General features: G+C 60.6%; 18 protein-coding genes. 5 read left to right on the plus strand and 13 right to left on the minus strand.

Translation table 11 applies throughout. The features are described 5' to 3' along the window. The first annotated feature begins 359 nt into the window (after positions 1 to 359). Complete coding sequence (locus RO009_06005) at positions 360 to 860, plus strand: GcrA family cell cycle regulator (protein MDT3684579.1); 501 nt, start codon at positions 360 to 362, stop codon at positions 858 to 860. A gap of 3 nt (positions 861 to 863) precedes the next feature. On the opposite strand, the gene phoB is transcribed toward RO009_06005, so the two are convergent. The 10 genes from phoB to RO009_06055 form a co-directional block, all read right to left on the minus strand. After that, complete coding sequence (gene phoB, locus RO009_06010) at positions 864 to 1574, minus strand: phosphate regulon transcriptional regulator PhoB (protein ID MDT3684580.1); 711 nt, start codon at positions 1572 to 1574, stop codon at positions 864 to 866. A gap of 12 nt (positions 1575 to 1586) precedes the next feature. After that, the gene (phoU, locus tag RO009_06015) at positions 1587 to 2294 is read right to left on the minus strand and encodes a phosphate signaling complex protein PhoU (GenBank protein ID MDT3684581.1); all 708 of its coding nucleotides are present in this window, start codon (positions 2292 to 2294) and stop codon (positions 1587 to 1589) included. Positions 2295 to 2325: 31 nt separating this feature from the next. Beyond that, on the minus strand, positions 2326 to 3132 hold the full coding sequence (pstB, locus tag RO009_06020; GenBank protein MDT3684582.1) for a phosphate ABC transporter ATP-binding protein PstB: 807 nt from the start codon (positions 3130 to 3132) through the stop codon (positions 2326 to 2328). A gap of 25 nt (positions 3133 to 3157) precedes the next feature. After that, complete coding sequence (gene pstA, locus RO009_06025; protein ID MDT3684583.1) at positions 3158 to 4990, minus strand: phosphate ABC transporter permease PstA; 1833 nt, start codon at positions 4988 to 4990, stop codon at positions 3158 to 3160. Further along, the gene (gene pstC / locus RO009_06030) at positions 4983 to 6350 is read right to left on the minus strand and encodes a phosphate ABC transporter permease subunit PstC (GenBank protein ID MDT3684584.1); all 1368 of its coding nucleotides are present in this window, start codon (positions 6348 to 6350) and stop codon (positions 4983 to 4985) included. The genes pstA and pstC overlap by 8 nt, the downstream gene beginning before the upstream one ends. Before the next feature lie 84 nt (positions 6351 to 6434). Beyond that, positions 6435 to 7436, minus strand: coding sequence for a PstS family phosphate ABC transporter substrate-binding protein (locus RO009_06035; GenBank protein MDT3684585.1), 1002 nt, complete (start codon positions 7434 to 7436; stop codon positions 6435 to 6437). A 173-nt stretch (positions 7437 to 7609) separates the two neighbouring features. Next, positions 7610 to 8953, minus strand: a complete 1344-nt coding sequence (locus RO009_06040) for an ATP-binding protein (protein ID MDT3684586.1) — start codon at positions 8951 to 8953, stop codon at positions 7610 to 7612. After that, entirely contained in the window at positions 8940 to 10031 is a 1092-nt protein-coding gene (locus tag RO009_06045; GenBank protein MDT3684587.1) for a lysylphosphatidylglycerol synthase domain-containing protein, read from the minus strand. The genes RO009_06040 and RO009_06045 overlap by 14 nt, the downstream gene beginning before the upstream one ends. A gap of 153 nt (positions 10032 to 10184) precedes the next feature. Continuing rightward, a complete protein-coding gene (locus RO009_06050) occupies positions 10185 to 11141 on the minus strand; it encodes an ABC transporter substrate-binding protein (protein ID MDT3684588.1) in 957 nt (318 codons plus the stop codon). A 59-nt stretch (positions 11142 to 11200) separates the two neighbouring features. Next, positions 11201 to 12499 carry a Rieske 2Fe-2S domain-containing protein gene (locus tag RO009_06055; protein ID MDT3684589.1) on the minus strand — a complete coding sequence of 433 codons (1299 nt, stop codon included), beginning with the start codon at positions 12497 to 12499 and terminating at the stop codon, positions 11201 to 11203. A 172-nt stretch (positions 12500 to 12671) separates the two neighbouring features. On the opposite strand from RO009_06055, the gene RO009_06060 reads away from it, so the two are divergent. The 4 genes from RO009_06060 to RO009_06075 all read left to right on the plus strand — a co-directional run bounded on the left by RO009_06060 (position 12672) and on the right by RO009_06075 (position 15883). Next, positions 12672 to 13640, plus strand: a complete 969-nt coding sequence (locus tag RO009_06060; protein ID MDT3684590.1) for a PDR/VanB family oxidoreductase — start codon at positions 12672 to 12674, stop codon at positions 13638 to 13640. Between the two features lie 11 nt (positions 13641 to 13651). Then, complete coding sequence (locus RO009_06065; GenBank protein MDT3684591.1) at positions 13652 to 14866, plus strand: Gfo/Idh/MocA family oxidoreductase; 1215 nt, start codon at positions 13652 to 13654, stop codon at positions 14864 to 14866. Next, positions 14863 to 15456, plus strand: a complete 594-nt coding sequence (locus RO009_06070) for a MarR family winged helix-turn-helix transcriptional regulator (protein ID MDT3684592.1) — start codon at positions 14863 to 14865, stop codon at positions 15454 to 15456. The genes RO009_06065 and RO009_06070 overlap by 4 nt, the downstream gene beginning before the upstream one ends. Before the next feature lie 100 nt (positions 15457 to 15556). Next, positions 15557 to 15883 (plus strand): hypothetical protein, encoded by a 327-nt coding sequence (locus RO009_06075; protein ID MDT3684593.1) that lies wholly within the window; start codon positions 15557 to 15559, stop codon positions 15881 to 15883. Between the two features lie 28 nt (positions 15884 to 15911). Here the strand turns inward: RO009_06075 and RO009_06080 are convergent, their stop codons facing one another. From RO009_06080 to RO009_06090, 3 genes are all read right to left on the minus strand, one after another. Continuing rightward, positions 15912 to 17084, minus strand: coding sequence for an MFS transporter (locus RO009_06080; protein MDT3684594.1), 1173 nt, complete (start codon positions 17082 to 17084; stop codon positions 15912 to 15914). Between the two features lie 106 nt (positions 17085 to 17190). Continuing rightward, positions 17191 to 17712, minus strand: a complete 522-nt coding sequence (gene nuoB, locus RO009_06085) for an NADH-quinone oxidoreductase subunit NuoB (GenBank protein MDT3684595.1) — start codon at positions 17710 to 17712, stop codon at positions 17191 to 17193. Continuing rightward, on the minus strand, positions 17712 to 19229 hold the full coding sequence (locus RO009_06090; protein ID MDT3684596.1) for an NADH-quinone oxidoreductase subunit C: 1518 nt from the start codon (positions 19227 to 19229) through the stop codon (positions 17712 to 17714). Before RO009_06090 ends, nuoB begins: the two co-directional genes overlap by 1 nt. Between the last annotated feature and the right edge of the window lie 2 nt (positions 19230 to 19231).

Raw genomic sequence — 19231 nt, forward strand, 5'->3', positions numbered from 1 at the left:
CGAGGGTCCGGGCAGCTTGAAATGAAATGTGCCGCCTCTTCGGGCGGCACTATAGTCATTTTAGGACCGCTCGCCCGACTGTCAACCGAGGGAAGCGGTAACACCATACCGCACAGCGTTGAACTAGCAGTGGAAACCGGCTGTTTTCAGGGCGGAAATTGGGGATGCCGGGTTTCCGGACTCTTGCACGCGAGTCCCGCCATCTTGTAGGGTTTTTCAAGCGAGATACGACATCTCGTGCGGCGGACTGTCACCTAGTTCCATTTGTGCCTGCGTCACGTTGGGCCAGCCCATGCGGCTGCCTGATGAGGAAGGCGGATTCTGCCGAGAAATCAGCCGGAGGGAGCCCGGGAGAGGCCATGACGATCGGTTGGACGGACGAACGGGTGGAACTTCTGAAGAAGCTGTGGGCTGACGGCCTGTCGGCGAGCCAGATTGCCGCCGAGTTGGGCGGGATTACCCGTAATGCGGTCATCGGCAAGGTCCATCGCCTTGGCCTGTCTGGTCGCGCCAAGAGTCCCTCTTCCGCCACCCCACGGCAGCGGAAGCCTCGCCAGTCACACATGCTGCGGGTTTCGCGGCCGGCCATGCGCGGCAATACGGCACTCGCTTACGCCTATGACTACGACGTCGAAGCGGAGCCTGCCCCCGTCGAGAACATCATCCCTCTCGGTCAGCGCCGCACGTTGCTCGAACTGACGGAAGAAACCTGCCGCTGGCCCATCGGCGATCCGGCCACGCAGGATTTCTATTTCTGCGGCGGCAAGTCGGTGGCGGGCGTCCCTTACTGCAGCTATCACAGCCGCATCGCCTATCAGCCGCCGGCTGCACGCCGCGACAAACGGCCAGTCCGGGGCTAGGCGCTAGCCCGCCTTGCCGAAGCGGTCGTCAATGGAATAGCCGGATCCGCGCACAGTGCGGATCGGATCGATGTCGCGGCCGCGATTGAGGGCTTTGCGCAAACGCCCGACATGCACGTCGACAGTACGCTCGTCGATATAGACGTCGCTCCCCCACACCCCATCCAGCAATTGCTCGCGTGTGAAGACACGGCCCGGTCGCTCCATCAGATATTCGAGCAGCCGGTATTCCGTAGGCCCGAGATTGACGTCGCGACCAGCCCGCGACACCCGCTTCTTGATACGGTCGAGTTCGATTTCACCCAAGGTCAGCGTGTCGGCCATGCGCTCGGGCTTTGAACGCCGCAACAGCGAGCGCACCCGCGCCAACAATTCCGGAACGGAGAATGGCTTCACAACATAGTCGTCAGCACCGGTCGCAAGGCCGCGCACACGCTCGCTTTCCTCGCCACGTGCGGTCAGCATGATGATGGGAAGTGATTTTGTTTCCTGGCGCGCCCGCAGCCTGCGGCACAGCTCTATTCCCGACAGGCCTGGCAGCATCCAGTCGAGCACGATCAGATCGGGTAATCTCTCGCGCAGCCATATGTCCGCGTCATCGCCGCGGGCCACTGTTTCAACGTTGTAACCATCGGCTTCAAGATTGTAGCGCAGAAGCAGCGACAGCGGCACTTCATCCTCCACAATGAGAATCTGCGCACTCTGGCCGTTCATAAATATCTCCAGCTAGCTTCGCGCCGGTGTAAAGGCCGTGGTGTCCCTTTTCGGCCGCTCGGCAGCGAGCGGACGACCTTCGACCATGTAGTGCACTGTCTCGGCGATATTTGTCGCATGGTCGCCCATGCGTTCGATATTCTTGGCTGAAAACATCATATGAATTCCGCGGCCGATACTGCGCGGATCTTCCGCCATGTAGGTGAGTATCTCTCGGAACAGCGAGGTGCAAAGCGAGTCGATCTCTTCATCACCTTCCCAGACGGCAAGCGCATTCCCGAGATTGCGGGTGGCGTAGCTGTCGAGGACCTGCTTGAGTTGCCCGAGAACAAGCCCGGACATGTGCTCGATGCCGCGGATAATGGTCTGCGGCGGCAGATCCTCAGTCAGTTGATTGACCCGCTTGGCGATATTCTTCGCGAGGTCGCCGATCCGCTCGAGATCGTTGCAAACCCGCAGCGCACCGACAACTTCGCGCAGATCAACCGCCATCGGCTGACGCCTGGCAATGGTCAGGATGGCGCGCTCCTCGATCTCGCGCTGCAATTCATCGATTGCCGCATCACGCTCGATGACCCGGTTCGCCAAGCCCGTATCTCTCTTTATCAACGCATCGACAGCGTCAGCGACGCTTTTCTCGGCCAGTCCGCCCATCTCGGCGACCATGCGGCTCAACTCTTCAAGATCGGCATCGAATGCCTTGGCGATATGTTCCATCATATTCATGCCCTTGCCCGTCGTTTCACCGCGCCTAGCCGAAGCGGCCGGTGATGTAATCCTGCGTGCGGCGATCCTCCGGCGTCGTGAAGACCTTTTCCGTCGGCCCGTGCTCGACAAGCGTGCCAAGATGAAAGAAGGCCGTGCGCTGCGAGACACGCGCCGCCTGCTGCATCGAATGGGTTACGATCACGATCGTGAAGTTTTCCCGCAGCTCATCCATCAATTCCTCAATCTTCGCCGTTGCGATCGGATCGAGCGCGGAGCAGGGTTCATCCATGAGAATGACCTCCGGCCCCACCGCGATCGCGCGGGCGATGCACAGCCGCTGCTGCTGGCCGCCGGACAGCCCGGTTCCGGAATCACCCAGCCTGTCTTTCACCTCCTCAAACAGCCCCGCCTTTTGCAGGCTGTTAATGACGATCTCGTCGAGGTCGGCCTTGTTGCGCGCCAGACCGTGAATGCGTGGCCCGTAAGCCACGTTCTCGTAAATTGATTTAGGGAATGGATTTGGCTTCTGGAATACCATCCCTACGCGCGCCCGAAGCTGCACGACGTCGAGGGAGCGGTCATAGACATCATGACCGTCGATTTCGATTATTCCGGTGACGCGCGCGGCCGGTATCGTATCGTTCATGCGATTGATGCAGCGCAGGAAGGTCGACTTCCCGCAGCCCGACGGCCCGATAAAGGCCATCACCGAGTTTTCCGGAATGTCAATCGTAACATTCTTTAGCGCGTGCTTCTCGCCATAATAGACGTTGACGTCGCGCGCCGTGATTTTTGGGCGCGACACATTCGGCGCATGGTGCGGCCGTCCGGTCTGAACGAGGGCATCCATTGCTAGCATCTCCTGTTCTTCTTGCTCACCACCGCCGCTCGAACCGCCTGCGAAGGAAAATGGCCATACCGTTCATCACGAAGAGAAATGCGAGCAAGACAATGATTGCGGCGGCGGTCTTGGACTGGAATGCGATCTCAGGAAGATCCGACCACAGATAAATCTGAACCGGCAAAACCGTTGCAGCGTCGGTGATGCTGGTTGCCGGCTCGACGATGAACGCGACCATCCCGATCATCAGCAAAGGAGCGGTTTCGCCAAGCGCATGCGCCATGCCGATGATAGTGCCGGTCATAATACCCGGCATCGCGAGCGGCAGCACGTGGTGGAAGATCGCCTGCTGATGCGAGGCGCCGACACCGAGCGCCGCCTCCTTGATCGACGGCGGGACCGCCCTCAATGCCGCCCGGGCAGCAATGATGATCGTCGGCAGGACAAGCAATGCCAGGACCAACCCGCCGACAAGCGGCGCCGATCTGGGCAGACCGAAGAAGTTGAGAAAGACCGACAGTCCAAGAAGACCGAATACAATCGAAGGAACGGCGGCAAGATTATTGATGTTGACCTCAATAATTTCGGTCAGCCGGTTTTTGGGGGCAAACTCTTCAAGATAAACGGCGCCGGCGACACCGAACGGTACACACAAAATGAGCGTGACAAACAAAGTCAGCGCCGAACCCACCAGGGCGCCACGAATGCCGGCAAGCTCCGGCTCGCGGCTGTCTCCGGAGGTGAAGAACGCCCAATTGAAATTGTTTCGCATCATGCCGGATTCGCGCAGGCGTTCCAGCCACGCGACCTCCCGATCGGTAACGCGACGATTGCTTTCCGGAGTTGCGAAGGTCACGACTTGCCAGCTTTCCGGCGGGGCCTCAGCATCCGAGTGCAGAGGCAGCAGAACGTCGCCCGTGATACCGTTGCTGTGAACTTCGCTGGCCTTGACCAAGCCGCCGTTGACGGCGACCAGCAGACTCGGCAGATCTGCCGTCAGGGTTTCACTGCCCGAATGATCGTCAAAGCGCGCCTGAAGAGCCGCGGCGCTGTCCTCTAGCTGCTTCGCACGTTGCAGAAAGTTTTCGGCTTCTTCGCCCGCCGCCTTGATACGATCTTCAAGCCCGGCGATCCGATCCGTTCTAGTTGCACCAGCCAGCGAAGACTCAAGCTCCTTCTTTCTGGCATTGGCCCGCGCCGCAATCTGCTTGAAGCGGTCAGCCTCCAGCCGTTCGGCGCGCGCGCTGACTGAGAGGAACTGCTTGATCTCGGCCAGGCGCTGCGCGAAATCGTCCGTCGGCGTCTGGATCGTGATTGCGCCCGACGTCCCGCTTGGTGTCGCCGTCCCGCGGCCAAATACGCGTTCAATCTGCGTGCTGAGACCCTTGTAGTAAAGATCCGCGTCGTCTGAAATCAGGACCGGGACGGATACGGTCTGCCCGATCAATGCAGGATCGGCGACCACCCGCTCGCGCAGAAGATCGGACGCTCCGGACGAAAGGATGCCATCCAGCAGCCGGCGGCCGGCGCGATCGGTCACCTCCGGGAACTGCGCGCGCAGTGCATTGCGGATCAGCAACTGAAAGTCACCGCCGCGGATGACGACTGGGTCGCGCGCCCCCTGCGGATCGATCTCGGCGGCGTCGATCTTGATTTGCATCTCCAGTTGGTGCTGGGTGAAGGCTGGCAATCCTTTCATCAGGATATCGGCCAGCACGACAACCAGAAAAAGCCCTGACACGAAGATCGCCGCCATGCCGTAGAACTTGAAACGAGTTTCTGCACGATAGCGAGCGCGGATGCGGGCCTTTGCCGCATCGGTCGCCACATCCACCGTTCGTATTGCCGGCGCGGTCACGTCAATCATACTGCTCACGATATCTCTTGACGATCTGCATGGCGATCATGTTCAGCGTCAGAGTGAAGAAGAAAAGGACGAAGCCTAGAGCGAATGCCGCCAGCGTTTTGGCGCTGTCGAATTCCTGATCACCGACCAGGATTGTCTTGATCTGCACGGTGAATGTGGTGACCGCTTCAAGCGGATTGAAGGTGAGATTTGCGGCAAGACCTGCAGCCATCACGACAATCATGGTCTCGCCGACGGCGCGGCTGATGGCCAGCATGAAAGCGGAAACAATGCCGGGCAGTGCAGCCGGAAGAACAACACGCTTGATGGTTTCCGACTTCGTCGATCCCATGGCAAGGGAGCCGTCCCGCAGGGATTGCGGAACTGCGTTGATCACATCGTCCGACAGCGACGAGACGAAAGGAATGATCATCATTCCCATCACCATGCCTGCGGCCAGAGCGCTTTCGGAGGCTACGTTGATGCCGACCGCCTGGCCCCAGTGGCGGATGAACGGTGCCAGGCTGAGCGCGGCAAAAAAGCCCAGAACCACCGTCGGAATGCCGGCGAGAATTTCCAGGAGCGGCTTCGCAAAGGCGCGGAAGCGCGGCGTTGCATATTCCGCCATATAGATGGCGGCGAACAAGCCGATCGGTCCGGCGATCAGCATCGCGATCAGGGTGATCAGCAGCGTCCCGGTGACCAGCGGCACGATGCCGAAGGCGCCGGACGAACCGCCCTGATCGGCCCGCATTGCAATCTGCGGGCTCCATTGCAATCCGAACAGGAATTCCAGCGGCGATACTTTCTGGAAGAATCGCATCGTCTCGAACAGCACGGAGAACAGGATGCCGATGGTGGTCAGGACGGCGACACAGGCCGCACCGAACAACATCACCTTGACGACACGCTCGACCCGGTTGCGGGCGCGGAACGTTGCGGTCAGCGCGCGCAAGGCATAAGATAGGCCAAGCAGACCAAATATCCATCCCGCCGCGACAATGATCGTGTTCACCAAGGCGTCTAGTGACGCATAGGTATCAGCGGCGGCGCGCAGAGAGGGGCTGATTTCACCGGAATATTGGTTGTTGGCGAGCGAGACGATGTCATGCAGCACTGCCCCACGCCGGAGGTCATCGTCCAGGATTGCGGGATCGAAAACAGCCAGCGCCTGGGTATTGACGATGTGGTCGCCAAACAGGCGCCCCACAACAAACACCAGCAACATCGGAACAACGACGAGAATAACGACATAGGCGCCGTGATAGCCGGGGCGGGAATGCAGTGCCGCGTCTTGTGCGGCTGTCGTGGCGCGGACGCGGCCAAAATAATAGCCAAGCGCCACCAGCAAAATCAGTCCCAGAAAATACAGGAGGCCCATGCCTCACTCCAACAAGCGTCAGCAGAGACGCAGTGATCCGAAAAGCGACAGCCGCTTTCGCGGCCGTCGAATCGATTGCAATATTCAGGAGCTCGGTGCCTGCATCGGAGCCATGCCGGTGACGCTCTTGCGCACGGCTTCCAGGTCCTTCTTCGGCAGCGTCACAAGACCCTTCTTGGCCAGATAGCCATCTTCGCCAAGCGCCTTGTTGGACACATATTCAAGCGCGAACTTGTCAAGGCCGGGTACGACGCCGACATGCTGCTTCTTGATGTAGACAAACAGCGGACGCGATCCCTTGTATTTGCCGCCGGCGATGTTGTCGTAGTTCGGCTCGGCGCCATCAAGCAACACGCCGCGCAGCTTGGCGGCGTTCTCTTCAAGGAAGGAATAGCCAAAGATGCCGAAGGCATTCTTGTTGGCCTCGAGCTTCTGCACGATCACGTTGTCGTTTTCGCCAGCTTCCACATAAGCGCCGTCTTCACGCAGCGTCTTCCACGCCTTGTCGAACGCCTTCTTGTCGGCGGTCTTGAGCGCCTTCATTGCCGGAATCTGTTCGGCGCCGGCTTCCATGAACAGCTCATGCAGCGAGTCGCGCGTGCCGGAGGTCGGGGGCGGGCCGAGCACTTCGATCTTGACGTTCGGCAGCGACTTGTCGATGTCCGACCAGTTCTTGTGCGGGTTGGCGACCAGCTTGCCGTCCGATCCGGGCACTTCCTTGGCCAGCGCCAGGAAGAGCTGACCGAGCATCAGCTTCATGGCCGGCCCCTGCTTCGATTGCGCGAGCGTCAGCCCGTCGAAGCCGACCTTGATCTCGACGACATCCTTTACGCCATTCTTCTGGCAATCCTCGAATTCGCTTTTCTTCATCGCACGCGACGCATTGGTGGCATCCGGATGGCCGACGCCAACGCCGGCACAGAACAGCTTCATGCCGCCGCCGGTGCCGGTCGATTCGACCACCGGGGTCTTCATTCCCGATGACTTGCCGAACTGCTCGGCAACGGTGGTTGTGAACGGATAAACGGTAGAGGAGCCGACGATCCGGATCTGGTCGCGGGCTTCGGCGTGACCGGCAATGAGCATGCCGGCCGCCACGAGCACGAAGGCGCTGGCGAAGGTCTTGGTGTTCACGAGAAATCTCCTTCTGTGGGGCGGCTGTGGTCCTGTCGGTCGAGTTCGACCGCCCGCCTCGCCTCTGTCGCCTAGGGCGTGTTCGTCTCGGTCCTATGACGGACAGATGACAGCCGGATGACAGACTAAATTGCTGACTTCTCTGACAATTTCTGATCGATCGGCATGCCTTCTGTGAACAGGGGCAGCCGGATTGTGAAACTCGCGCCCTGGCCGATCTTGCTGTCAATGAAAAGACGGCCGCGATGCCGGTTCACCACATGCTTCACCAGGGCAAGGCCCAAACCGGTGCCGCCGAGCGCGCGGCTGCCCGTGACATCGACGCGATAGAAGCGTTCCGTCAGCCGAGGAATATGCTCGGCCGCAATGCCCGGCCCATAGTCGCGGACAGACGCCACGGCTTCCTCGCTTCCATCCTGGGCCTTGCCGCGCGACAACGTGATATCCACGCGCTTGCCCGCACCGCCATACTTGAGCGCGTTCTCGATCAGATTCTCGAAGACCCGAATCAGTTCATCGCGATCCCCCGGCACGACCAGAGGTTCGACCGGAGCATGGATGCTGACCTCCACGCCGCGATCGCGCGCCAGCGTCTGCAACGCGTCAACGACCTGACGCACCACAGGCACAAGGTCCACCGGCGTAGTCGGGCGGACATGCGCCGCCAGTTCGATCCGCGACAAGGACAGAAGGTCATCGATCAGGCGCGCCATCCGGTTCGCCTGCGCCTCCATGATATCGAGAAAGCGCTCGCGCGCAGCCGTGTCATTGCGCGCCGGCCCCTTTAACGTTTCGATGAAGCCCGACAGGGCGGCGAGCGGGGTTCGCAACTCATGACTGGCATTGGCGACAAAATCCGCGCGCATTTCCTCGACACGCCGGATCGGCGTGAGATCGTGAAAGGTCAGCAGCAACAGTGCCGGATGGTCGCTGGACGCACTCGCCGAATCATGAACCGGCGTGACGAAAGCTTCCGACCAGCGGTCTGAAGGCACGCGTTCGGCAAACTCGATGCGCTCCGGCTTGTTGCTGGCAAGCGCGCGGCGGATCGCCTCCACGACCTCTGGCACCCGCAGCCCGATCGAGACCGGATCGCCGCGCCGCAAGGCCGGTGCCATCGTGCTGGCCGGCTTGTTGAAACTGACAACCCGTCCATCAGGAGCCAATACAACGGTCGCGTCCGGAAGCGCAGCGATCAAATCCTGGAGCGCGTCGACGTTGCTGCGAACTGCGCCGCTTTCTGCAATGCCGACCGGCTTTGAAAGACGCTTGGCGATTATGCCGCCTGCCAACCCGGCAAGAGCGATCAGCGCAAGGGCAAGCACTCCTTTCCCAAAGGACAGAGAGCCTGTCAGAACCAGAATGCAAATGATCAGGACGGCCGCCGCCGCCATCGACAATGCGCGATATGGCCTCACCTGCAGCCGCCGCGGCAATAAATGCCGGCTCGCGTTGTCAGTGGCTGTCATCTGCTTTTGATGCGCCCTTCTTGCGCGAACGCGATTTTCCGCTGGCGCGCGTGGTCTTGCCGCCGGACACCAGAACATCTGCCGCAATATTGCCCAGCGGCGGCACTTTCGCGGTGAACAGGCCTTTCATGATCTCCCGCCCGCCCAGAATGAACAATGCAAGCGTGAATGGCGTGATGTAATATAAAAGCCGAAACAGCAGCAGGCCAGCCAGAAGCTCTTCCTTATCGAATTGCCACAAAGCCACCAGCATCGCGGCGTCAAACACGCCGAGACCGCCCGGCGAGTGGCTGGCAAATCCGAGCAGCGTCGCAGACACAAAGACGACCGCCAGCAGGATGAAGCTGATATGCGGCTCGTCCGGCAAAAGCATGTACATCGCCAGCGCACAGAAGCCGAGATCGACAATTCCGATCAGGATCTGCAGCAATGTCAGCGGGCCGCCCGGCAGCGTGACTTTCCAGTTGCTGCGCCCGATGGTGCGCGGTGCCATCCAGACCCAGATCACATAAGCTACGAGAACAGCGAGCGTGAGGAAGGCCAACGCTCGGTTGAACCATGGCGGCAGTTGATTGATCGCACTGGCTGCCTCCGGCGCGTAGAAGATCCCAAGGCCAAGCACCGTGGCGTTGCCGAGCCAGAAGGTTAGTCCGGCGATGAAACAGATTTTCGCGACTTCGACGGCGGTGACGCCATGGGCCGAGTAGATCCGATAGCGCACGGCGCCCCCGGTAAAAACGCTGGCGCCGACATTGTGGCCGACTGAATAGCTTGTGAAGCCGGCCAGCGCCGCCGTCGGATACGAAACGTCGTTCCGATTGATGGTGCGCAACGCGAAGAGATCATAGAATGTGAGGGTGAAATAACCAGCCACCACAAAAATCCCGGCCATCATGACATCCCGCGGCTTCGTGTCCCGCAACGCCATGATCAGATCATCCCAATTGAGGTCGTGCAGCATTCTGTAGAGCACGACCACCGCGACAACGATGATGCTCAGGCTGACGACGAAGCCGACCCGGTGCCAGCCAATCTTTACACTGATGAACCGCAAGACGGCACGCAAAGATTCAGGCATGCAATTCCGCGTCCCCGGCTGGATGGTGGCCCCCTGTCCGGGAGCCTGTTGGCGCGCGGGGTAGTAGCAGATGTTCAGGGCCGGAAGCAAAGTGGAAAAGGCAGATTGCGAGGTCAGCCGCAATCCGCCTTGGCCAAGAATGCCGTATGAACGTTATTTCCGGGGCGGAATCTGGATCAGCTCCGCGAGTTGCTCCTTGGTAAGCTGATTGGCCGTAAATTTCAGCTCAACCGCGTCCTTGATGATCGTGTCGAGCCCGACAACGCGGTCGGGATTGAGCGCCTCTTTCGCAAAGAACTGGTCGCGTGTCCGCCGCGCCTTGGCCTCCGGAATGCCGAGCCATTCAGCATAAAGTTTCAGGCCGGCGTCGGTGTACATCCAGTCGATCGTCTCCCGATAGGCCTTCAGGTAGCGGTTGATCACATCCTTCCGGGACTGCAGCACCGACGCGGTGGTGATGAGCAGACGCACCGTTTGCCCCTTGAAGGCCGCGGCATCGTTGCCCGTGGCGACAATCCGGATCTGCTTCTGGTCCAGTTGATCGAGCCCGAAAGGCGGAGCCGCCCAGCCGATATCGATCTGGCCGGACATGACTTGCGTCAGCGTTCCAGGAGGTCCGCCCGTCGATGTCGGCTTCGCCGTCAATCCATATTGCTTCATGAATGCAGTGACGATGCCATGCGTCGACGATCCATTTGTCGAGTAGGCGATGGTCTTGCCGGCGCTGTCCTTCAGACTCTTGATGGGAGAATCAGCCTTCACATACCAGTAAAGATCACCGGCCCCCGTCGTCTCCGCTCCAATGATGCGGACAGGCGCGCCCTTTGAATAAGCGCTGAGCGCTCCCATGATGCCGCCGGCCACACCGATATCAACGCTGCCGGAAATCACGGCCTGCTGGGTCTCGCCTGCACCCTGGGTATAGACGATCTCCAGTTCCAGTCCGTGCTTCTTGAAGATGCCGCCGCGCTGGCCAACTTCAGAAATCGACGTGTCCCAGTTGCCGCGTTGTCCCACTGCCAGTTTCAAATTGTCCTGCGCAGATGCGCAGCTCATGCCTGCGAGCACGCCGAAAACGGCCACAAAGCCCGCGAATCCCACCTTTCGCATTTTTTTCTCCCTCTGAGCCGTCTTCTTGCGAGACGTTACGTTTGCATCAGCACCTGAGATCAGGCGACACGTTCCTCCTTTGGCTGTTTCGAGGCCGCCATGCTGGCTCCGCAGGTGCGCCAATCGGTGCCTTTGGGCACGACGCCTTCGAAAGATCTTATGCTTGCATGAGGAATACGCGGGTCGGTCGTGCCGATCGCAGGACCGCCATCGCGCATCTGACGCGCGGCCTCCACCATCAGGCGGCGGAATTCGACGACGGCGAGATCACTGGCGCCGAGTTTCTCCTTGGTGCGGTCGGCGATCGGTCCCATCGTCTCCCACATTGCGATGTCCTGATTGGGGATGCCGCGAATGCCGGTGAAATTGCCAAGTTTCATCGCATTGCGGTCTTGCAGATAATCGTTCTCGCGGGTGCGGATATTGTTGAAGTTGCAATCCAGATCAATACCGGGCTGCGCCACGTTGAATTTTCGCCAGGCTTCCTGGTCGATACCGCCTTCTTCACGCCAGGCGATGAAATGGAAGACGGTATGGGTGTCATCGGCCGGTGCCAGCAGCGTCGCAACATTGTAGGCGTTGTTCGGCGGGATCAGTGCCGTGAATGGCGCGATATAAACGGTCCGGCGAATGTAGTCGTGGGTCGCCGCATTCATGATGGGGCGGCGAATTGCAGCATAATGGAAACCGTAGCTTGTGCATTCCGCCTGCATGCGCGGCGCCTTGTCGGTCGATGGCCGCAACCAATGCGTATCCGCCGCCTTGGCGCCGTCGACCTTTGCCGGCTTCATATCGGACGAATGAAGGCTCGAGGAATGCGCCGAATCGATCTGTCCCTCGAGAATCTGCGCCCAGTTGCAGGCGACATGAATCTTGACGATGCTGACGCGCGTCTCCGGTGTCGGCGCAAAAGCCGGCGGCTCGAATGTTGGCATGGTCTCGCGCGGCCCCATATAGGCCCATACAAAGCCGCCGGCCTCACACGCCGGATAGGCCTTCATCTTGACCTTTTCGACAAATCCACTCTCCGGCGGTTCGGACGCCATCTCCAGGACGTTGCCTTCAACGTCCATTTTCCAGCCGTGATAGAGGCAGCGAAGACCACATTCCTCGTTGCGACCATAGGCAAGCGATGCCCGCCGATGCGGGCAATACTCGTCGAGCACACCGAGCCGCCCGTCGCTGTCGCGGAAGACGACGAGATCTTCGCCGAGCAGCCGGATCTTCACCGGCTTGCCATCCGGCTCGACCACTTCTTCAGAGAGGCAGGCGGGAATCCAGTGCCTGCGCATGATCTGCCCCATCGGGGCGTCGCCTTCGACTCGGCACAGGAGATCGTTTTCTTCTGCGGTCATCATGGCGCGCCCTCCAGGACCGGACTTGCGTTTCGCGTGTTATTATCTTAGGTCTCTAAGTATCATTTATAGAACATCCAAACTGCGCTGTCGAGTGGGCAAGACGCCACGTTATTGTGCGATGCAAGGATTCATGAGTTGATCGCTTCGCTGTGCCGCTCTAACTGAAACTGCCATGAACGCCGCTACCACTGACCCCGACATGCCGTTGCGGCTCACTCGCAAGACACAAATTGCGGACGGTATCTATGAATTCGAATTCCGCCATCCGGACGGAGAAGATCTGCCGCCCTTCACGGCCGGCGCGCATATACAGATGCGTGTTCCGAATGGGCTGATCCGCAAATACTCGCTCTGCAACGATCCGGCCGAACGCGACCGTTATGTAATCGCCGTCAAGCGCGAGCCCGACAGCCGCGGTGGTTCGGTCAGCCTCATTGATGACGCACGCGAAGGCGAAGCCTGCCTCGTCTCGGCGCCTGTGAATGATTTCGTTCTGGCGCCGAACGCGCAGCATTTTGTATTTATTGCCGGTGGCATCGGAATCACGCCAATCCTGTCGATGATCCGTCACATCCGGACAATCGGCGGCAAGCAGTTCAAGCTCTATTACTGCACACGTTCTCCTGAGGCAACGGCTTATCTCGAAGAACTACAGTCGCCGGAGCTCAAGGGCAGCGTCACTATCCATCATGACGGCGGCGATCCGAACCGGGCGCTCGATCTCTGGCCCGTGGTCGAAGAACGAAAGAATCGGGCGCATCTCTATTGCTGCGGCCCATCCGCGCTCATGCATGCGGTCCGCGACATGACCGGCCATTGGTCGCCAACCGCTGTGCATTTTGAAGCCTTCGCCGAACCGGCGCGGGTAACGCCGGACGACAAGCCGTTCACCGTGACGCTCGCAAAATCCGGTGAGGTCATCGAAGTGCCGGTCGGGGTCACCATTCTCGAAGCGCTGCGTGCGAAAGGATACGACGTGCCCAGCTCCTGCGAGAGCGGCACCTGCGGCACCTGCCGAACGAAATTGCTGGAAGGCGAAGCAGATCATCGTGATCTGGTCCTGACCGAGCAGGAGCGATCCAGCCAGATCATGATCTGCGTTTCGCGGGCGCGTACGCCCAATATTGTTATTGATCGCTGAGAGCGCGGCTCGTGACCGAGCGCAAAATCAAACTGGGCATTGCGGGGTTGGGGCGGGCTTTCACCCTCATGCTTCCGACGCTCGGAGCAGACCCGCGGCTTGAACTCGTGGCTGCGGCCGACCCGCGCACGGACGCCCGGCGGCAATTCGAGGCGGACTTCAACGCAAAGACCTATGAAACCGTCGAAGACCTCTGCCGTGATCCGGTCGTCGAGGCTATCTATGTGGCCACGCCGCACCAGCTTCACGCCCGACATGTCGAAACAGCCGCCGCTTGCGGCAAACATGTCCTTGTCGAAAAGCCGATGGCAATCTCCATGGCCGAATGCGCGGCCATGATTGAAGCGGCGCGGCGTTTCGGTGTCCATCTCATTGTCGGGCACAGCCACAGCTTCAACGGACCTGTGCTGCATGCGCACAAGGTCATCGTCAGCGGCGCCTTTGGCGATGTGCGCATGATTCACGCGTTGAATTACACCGACTACATGTACCGGCCACGCCGGCCCGAAGAACTTGACACCGCGCAAGGCGGCGGCGTGGTGTTCAGCCAAGGCGCGCATCAGATCGACATCGTTCGGCTTCTAGGCGGCGGCAGGGTGCACAGCGTGCGCGCCGCCACCGGCGCCTGGGATCAATCGCGGCCGACCGAAGGCGCCTACGCCGCATTCTTGACTTTCGACAATGGCGCGTTTGCAACTGTGACTTACAGCGGCTTCGCGCATTTCGATTCGGACGAATTCTGCGGCTGGATCGGCGAAATGGGGCTGCCAAAGGACCGCGGTGGATACGGAGCCGCGCGCGCCGCCCTGCGGTCAGCGAAAAATGCAGATGAAGAGGCCGCGCTCAAAAGCGCCAGAAATTATGGCAGCAGCGGCTACGCCCCGACACGACAACTCGCCTTGCAAACGCGCGCGCACCAGCATTTCGGGACGGTGATCGTCTCCTGCGACCGGGCAGACCTGCGCCCGACACCCGGCGGCGTGATGATCTATGAAGACACCAAGGCGTATCTGCAGCCGACGCCCGTGCCGCACATTCCGCGCGCCGAGGTGATCGACGAGCTATATGCCGCCGTTGCACACGACATCCCACCCCTTCACAGCGGCGAATGGGCCATGGCCACGATGGAAGTATGCCTCGCCATCCTGCAGTCGCATCGCGATAAAGTGGATGTCATGATGCAGCATCAGATTGCGCCTGCATCCTCACAGGCAAGAATTGCATGACGAGCCGTTCCGCCAGCGCCGACAACACGCAAACCATTCTTCGCCATTGGCGCGAAGCCGTACCCAATGATCGTCTCGCGCATCTCGTCAAGGATGCGACCCGTGCATTGCTGCGCGCGTTGCAGATGCGGTTGACCGAGCACGCGGTCTCGCTCGGACACTGGACCTTTCTCCGCATTCTCTGGGAGAAGGACGGGATGACGCAGCGCGAACTGAGCGAACAGGCCGGCGTGATGGAGCCGACGACATTCTCCGCCGTGCAGGCCATGGTAAGACTGGGTTATGTGACGCGGCGCCAGCTCGCGGGAAACAGGAAGAAAAACTTTATCTTCCTGACGGCGAAAGGCCGTCAATTGAAGGACAAGCTCGTTCCGTTGGCGGAAGAGGTCAACGAAATCGCCGTGCGCAACGTCGCGCCGGACGACATTGCAACAACCCGAAAGACCTTGCTGGCAATTCTGGAAAACCTCGCCCGCGACGAAGTCGAATCGACCGCAAAGGACCGGCGTATTCCCTCCACGCGCGAACTTTCGTCGCTTATCGCCGCTGCCGGCAAATCCAGACGGGTACGGCGCCGCAAACAATCCTGACGCCGGCAGCCGCGCGATAGCCGAGTTGACCTTGCTCCTGTTGGAGCGCACCATTCGCAAACCGTCTCGACTGATTGCGACAGATGGCAGGAGATTGCGCATGACCAGGATGTTTATCGCTCTCGCATTTTCCACGACACTCGCGTTTTCCTCGCTTCCGATGCAGGCATATGCTGCGGAACGGAGCGGCATCCAAAATCCGGATCGTGATGAATTCAGTTCGCGACAGCGCAGCGGCCGGCAAGCCAATGCCGGGCGGCTCCACTATTACGATCCATATCCCTGGTGGTGGTATCCACCCTATGTAAAGCGGGCCCGCACCAATTATCTGGGCTGGCCGCACAGCTCCTACCCGCCGAACTATGACGCGCCGTATTTTGGCGGCGTCGCCGGATATCCCGGCGGCTTCTGGTTGCACGGGTTGTAATTCGCGGGACCGGCACGGTCCCGAAGAATCAGGCCGGCGCCAGCTTCGCTGAACTTCGCGACAGCAGCCAGAATACGATCGCGAGGTTCAGCAGGTTCCAGGCAATGCCGTTGATGAAGGCGGCTTGATATGACGCTGTCAGGTCAAAGATGACGCCCGACATCCAGCCGCCCAGCGCCATGCCGATGACCGTCGCGAAGATGATGACTCCGAGGCGTTCGCCGGCTTCCCGCGATGGCAGATATTCCCGCACGATGATGGCATAGGTTGGCACCAGCCCGCCCTGAAAGAGGCCAAACAGCGCCGAGACAATGTAAAGCGACGTCAGGCCGTCGTAGAAAACATAAAGCACCAGCGCAGACGCCTGCAGCGCCGAACTGAGCAGGAGCGTCCGCAGCCCGCCGATCTGATCCGCAATCCAGCCCGAACCGATTCGACTCGCAATGCCAAAAAACAGCATCAGCGACAGCATCTCCGCGCCGCGCGCCACGCCATAGCCGAGATCGACGCAATAGGCTACAATATGAACCTGCGGCATCGACATGGCGACGCAACAGCCAACGCCCGCAATGCTCAACAGGATCTGCAGGCTGCGCGGGGACAACCCGAGCGCATCGCTGGCGCGTGAGCCGTTTTTGTCGCCAGATAACTCGGCGTGCACAGGCGCGCGCTTGCGTAATGCCATCGCAATCGCGGTCATCGACACAATCGCAAACAGGCCAATCCAGACGTGCGTCTGACGCCAGCCGAAAGCTCCCACCGCATGTTGCACCAAGGGAGGCCAGACGACGCCGGCGAGATAATTGCCTGACGACGCGATGGCGACGGCAATGCCGCGGCGACGCAAAAACCAGTGCGACATGTCCGCGATCAAGGGAGCGAAGGTCGCCGACGCCCCGAAGCCGATGAGGACATGCGCGGCGACCAGCAGCGTGAAGCTGCCGGACAAACCGGCAGAAATGTATCCGAGGGCAAGCGTGACGGCTCCGATAATGCCAGCCAGCATAATACCGAGGCGATCCGCCACCCGACCTACAAGCACGCTTCCAAATCCGAAGCCGGCCATTGATAACGTATAGGGAAGCGACGCCTCCGCCCGCGTGACGCCGAAATCAGCCTGGATCACCGGCAACACCACGACGTAGGACCACATGCCGACGCTGCCGATCGTGCCCAGCACGACGGCGACGGCGAGCCGCATCCATGCCGCTCGTGAGTCGAGGACATCAGCCGCTGCGTCTTTGTCGGTCGTCACGCTCCGCCTCGGCTTGCATTGTGGCGCGCCATCAGAATGAAACTGCGAACACTTAACCGCTGGTCGCGCTCTTGAGCAATGCCAATAATCCCCGGAGCAATTCGATGGGCCGCGGAGGACAACCTTTGATGTGCAGGTCTACGGGCAACACGGCTTCAACCGAGCCAACGGTCGCATAGGATTCGGCGAAAATGCCGCAGCCACAGGCGCAATCGCCGACCGCGACCACCCATTTCGGATTCGGAGTCGCCGCATAAGTGCGTTCCAGCGCAACTTTCATGTTTTTGGTAACCGGCCCGGTCACCAGCAATACGTCGGCATGGCGCGGCGAGGCCGCAAATCTGATTCCGAAGCGCTCGACGTCATAGACCGCGTTGCTCAGCGCATGAATTTCCAGTTCGCAGCCATTGCAGGAGCCGGCATCGACTTCGCGAATTGTAATCGAACGGCCGAACAGGCGGCGCGCCTGTGCCTCCAGCGCCGCGCCGACTTCGGCGAGCGCGGCGTCTTCTGGCGACGGCGCCCCGATGGTCACCGGACGGGCAAAGAGCGATCGCAAGAGCAGCGTGCGCATTAAAGATCGTGCCCAGCGTAAGAACAGTTGAACGACTTGTTGCAAATCGGGAAGTCGGCGATGATGTTATCTTCGATCGCGGCTTCCAGAAGCGGCCATTGAAACACGGAGGCGTCGCGCGCATGCGCACGCTCAACGCGGCCATCGGCCACACGCAGCCAGAACCAAATGTCCCCGCGGAACGCCTCGATCATCGCACAGCCTTCCCGGGGCTCGCGCACCGCAGGCAAGGCCGTCTGGAGGGGTCCCGCGGGAATTGCGGCAAGCCATCCCCGCAACAGCTTCATGCTCGCTTCGGCCTCGCGAATACGCACCCAGACCCGCGCATCGACATCGCCGCGCTCTAGCACCGGCGCGTCAACGCTCATTCCGGCATAAGGCGGATAGCCGATGTCGCGCCTTGCATCGAAATCGCGGCCCGAGGCGCGCCCGACATAGCCGCCGGCTGCCCAGCGTCTGACAAGCTCCTTGCCGACAATTCCGGTGTTGCAGGTGCGATCCTGCAACGACGGCGTATCGTCATAGAGCTTGACGATCTCGGCGAAGCGCGGCGTCAAATCGTCGAGCACCGCAACAATCTCGGCGGCGTTTTCCGCCGAAATGTCGGCGGCGACGCCGCCCGGCACGATGCAACCCATCATCAGCCGGTGGCCGAAGACGCGGTCGCACACTGCAAGCACGCGCTCGCGGAAAATCCCGCAATGGGCGTGCGCCAGCGCAAAAGCGGCATCGTTGCAGATCGCACCGATATCGCCGAAATGATTCGCGATGCGCTCCAATTCCGCCATCACGCCGCGGAGAACTTGCGCCCGCGCTGGCGCCTCGACGCCGAGCGCCGATTCAACCGCATGCGCGAAGGCAAAGCTGTAGGCAACGGTCGAATCGCCGGAAATACGGGCGGCGATGCGCGCCGCGTGATCGATGTCGCTGCCCGCCATAAGAGCGTCGATACCCTTATGCGTGTAGCCCAACCGCTCTTCCACGCGCGCCACCATCTCGCCGTTCGCGGTGAAACGGAAATGCCCCGGCTCGATGGTGCCCGCATGCACGGGGCCGACAGGGACTTGATGCAAGCCCTGCCCTCTCACCGGCAAGAACGCATAGTCCGCTGGATCGCGTACGGGCGCCGATGGGCGCGTGCCGAGCGGCGCCTGCAATTCCCAGGCTCCGTGGTCGAGCCACGGCCGGCGATCGGGGCAGCCTTTCGCAACGATCCCGTAAAGATCGTGGATCGTCCGCTCCAGCCGGATCGCCGGCGGATGGAATTGACCGATCGACGGAAACGAGCCGTCAGAGATTGCGAGCGACACGACACATGCGTCGGACGCAGGCGCACGTAGGGCAAGATGGACTGCATGCGGCTCGCACCACAGCGCGAGCATGTCGGCGTCCCCCGCCTTCAGGAGATGACCGATCTGCGTCCATGCATTTGAATCGACTTCAAACCGCGGCCAGGGCGCCAGAACGTCAAGCGCTTTCGCTAAGTCCAAAATTTCCGTCAGCGCATCGTCGGCCATCG

This window comes from Pseudorhodoplanes sp., assembly GCA_032027085.1.
Lineage (GTDB): Bacteria > Pseudomonadota > Alphaproteobacteria > Rhizobiales > Xanthobacteraceae > Pseudorhodoplanes.

Bases quoted from the DNA above. Each gene is read 5' to 3' on its own strand.
- RO009_06040 (MDT3684586.1), bottom strand. From the start codon at position 8,953: ATGACAGCCACTGACAACGCGAGCCGGCATTTATTGCCGCGGCGGCTG.
- pstB (MDT3684582.1), bottom strand. From the start codon at position 3,132: ATGGATGCCCTCGTTCAGACCGGACGGCCGCACCATGCGCCGAATGTG.
- RO009_06070 (MDT3684592.1), top strand. From the start codon at position 14,863: ATGACGAGCCGTTCCGCCAGCGCCGACAACACGCAAACCATTCTTCGC.
- phoB (MDT3684580.1), bottom strand. From the start codon at position 1,574: ATGAACGGCCAGAGTGCGCAGATTCTCATTGTGGAGGATGAAGTGCCG.
- RO009_06035 (MDT3684585.1), bottom strand. From the start codon at position 7,436: ATGCTCATTGCCGGTCACGCCGAAGCCCGCGACCAGATCCGGATCGTC.
- RO009_06005 (MDT3684579.1), top strand. From the start codon at position 360: ATGACGATCGGTTGGACGGACGAACGGGTGGAACTTCTGAAGAAGCTG.
- RO009_06055 (MDT3684589.1), bottom strand. From the start codon at position 12,499: ATGATGACCGCAGAAGAAAACGATCTCCTGTGCCGAGTCGAAGGCGAC.
- pstA (MDT3684583.1), bottom strand. From the start codon at position 4,990: ATGATTGACGTGACCGCGCCGGCAATACGAACGGTGGATGTGGCGACC.
- nuoB (MDT3684595.1), bottom strand. From the start codon at position 17,712: ATGCGCACGCTGCTCTTGCGATCGCTCTTTGCCCGTCCGGTGACCATC.
- RO009_06080 (MDT3684594.1), bottom strand. From the start codon at position 17,084: ATGCGGCTCGCCGTCGCCGTCGTGCTGGGCACGATCGGCAGCGTCGGC.
- RO009_06075 (MDT3684593.1), top strand. From the start codon at position 15,557: ATGACCAGGATGTTTATCGCTCTCGCATTTTCCACGACACTCGCGTTT.
- pstC (MDT3684584.1), bottom strand. From the start codon at position 6,350: ATGGGCCTCCTGTATTTTCTGGGACTGATTTTGCTGGTGGCGCTTGGC.
- RO009_06090 (MDT3684596.1), bottom strand. From the start codon at position 19,229: ATGGCCGACGATGCGCTGACGGAAATTTTGGACTTAGCGAAAGCGCTT.
- RO009_06050 (MDT3684588.1), bottom strand. From the start codon at position 11,141: ATGCGAAAGGTGGGATTCGCGGGCTTTGTGGCCGTTTTCGGCGTGCTC.
- phoU (MDT3684581.1), bottom strand. From the start codon at position 2,294: ATGATGGAACATATCGCCAAGGCATTCGATGCCGATCTTGAAGAGTTG.
- RO009_06060 (MDT3684590.1), top strand. From the start codon at position 12,672: ATGAACGCCGCTACCACTGACCCCGACATGCCGTTGCGGCTCACTCGC.
- RO009_06045 (MDT3684587.1), bottom strand. From the start codon at position 10,031: ATGCCTGAATCTTTGCGTGCCGTCTTGCGGTTCATCAGTGTAAAGATT.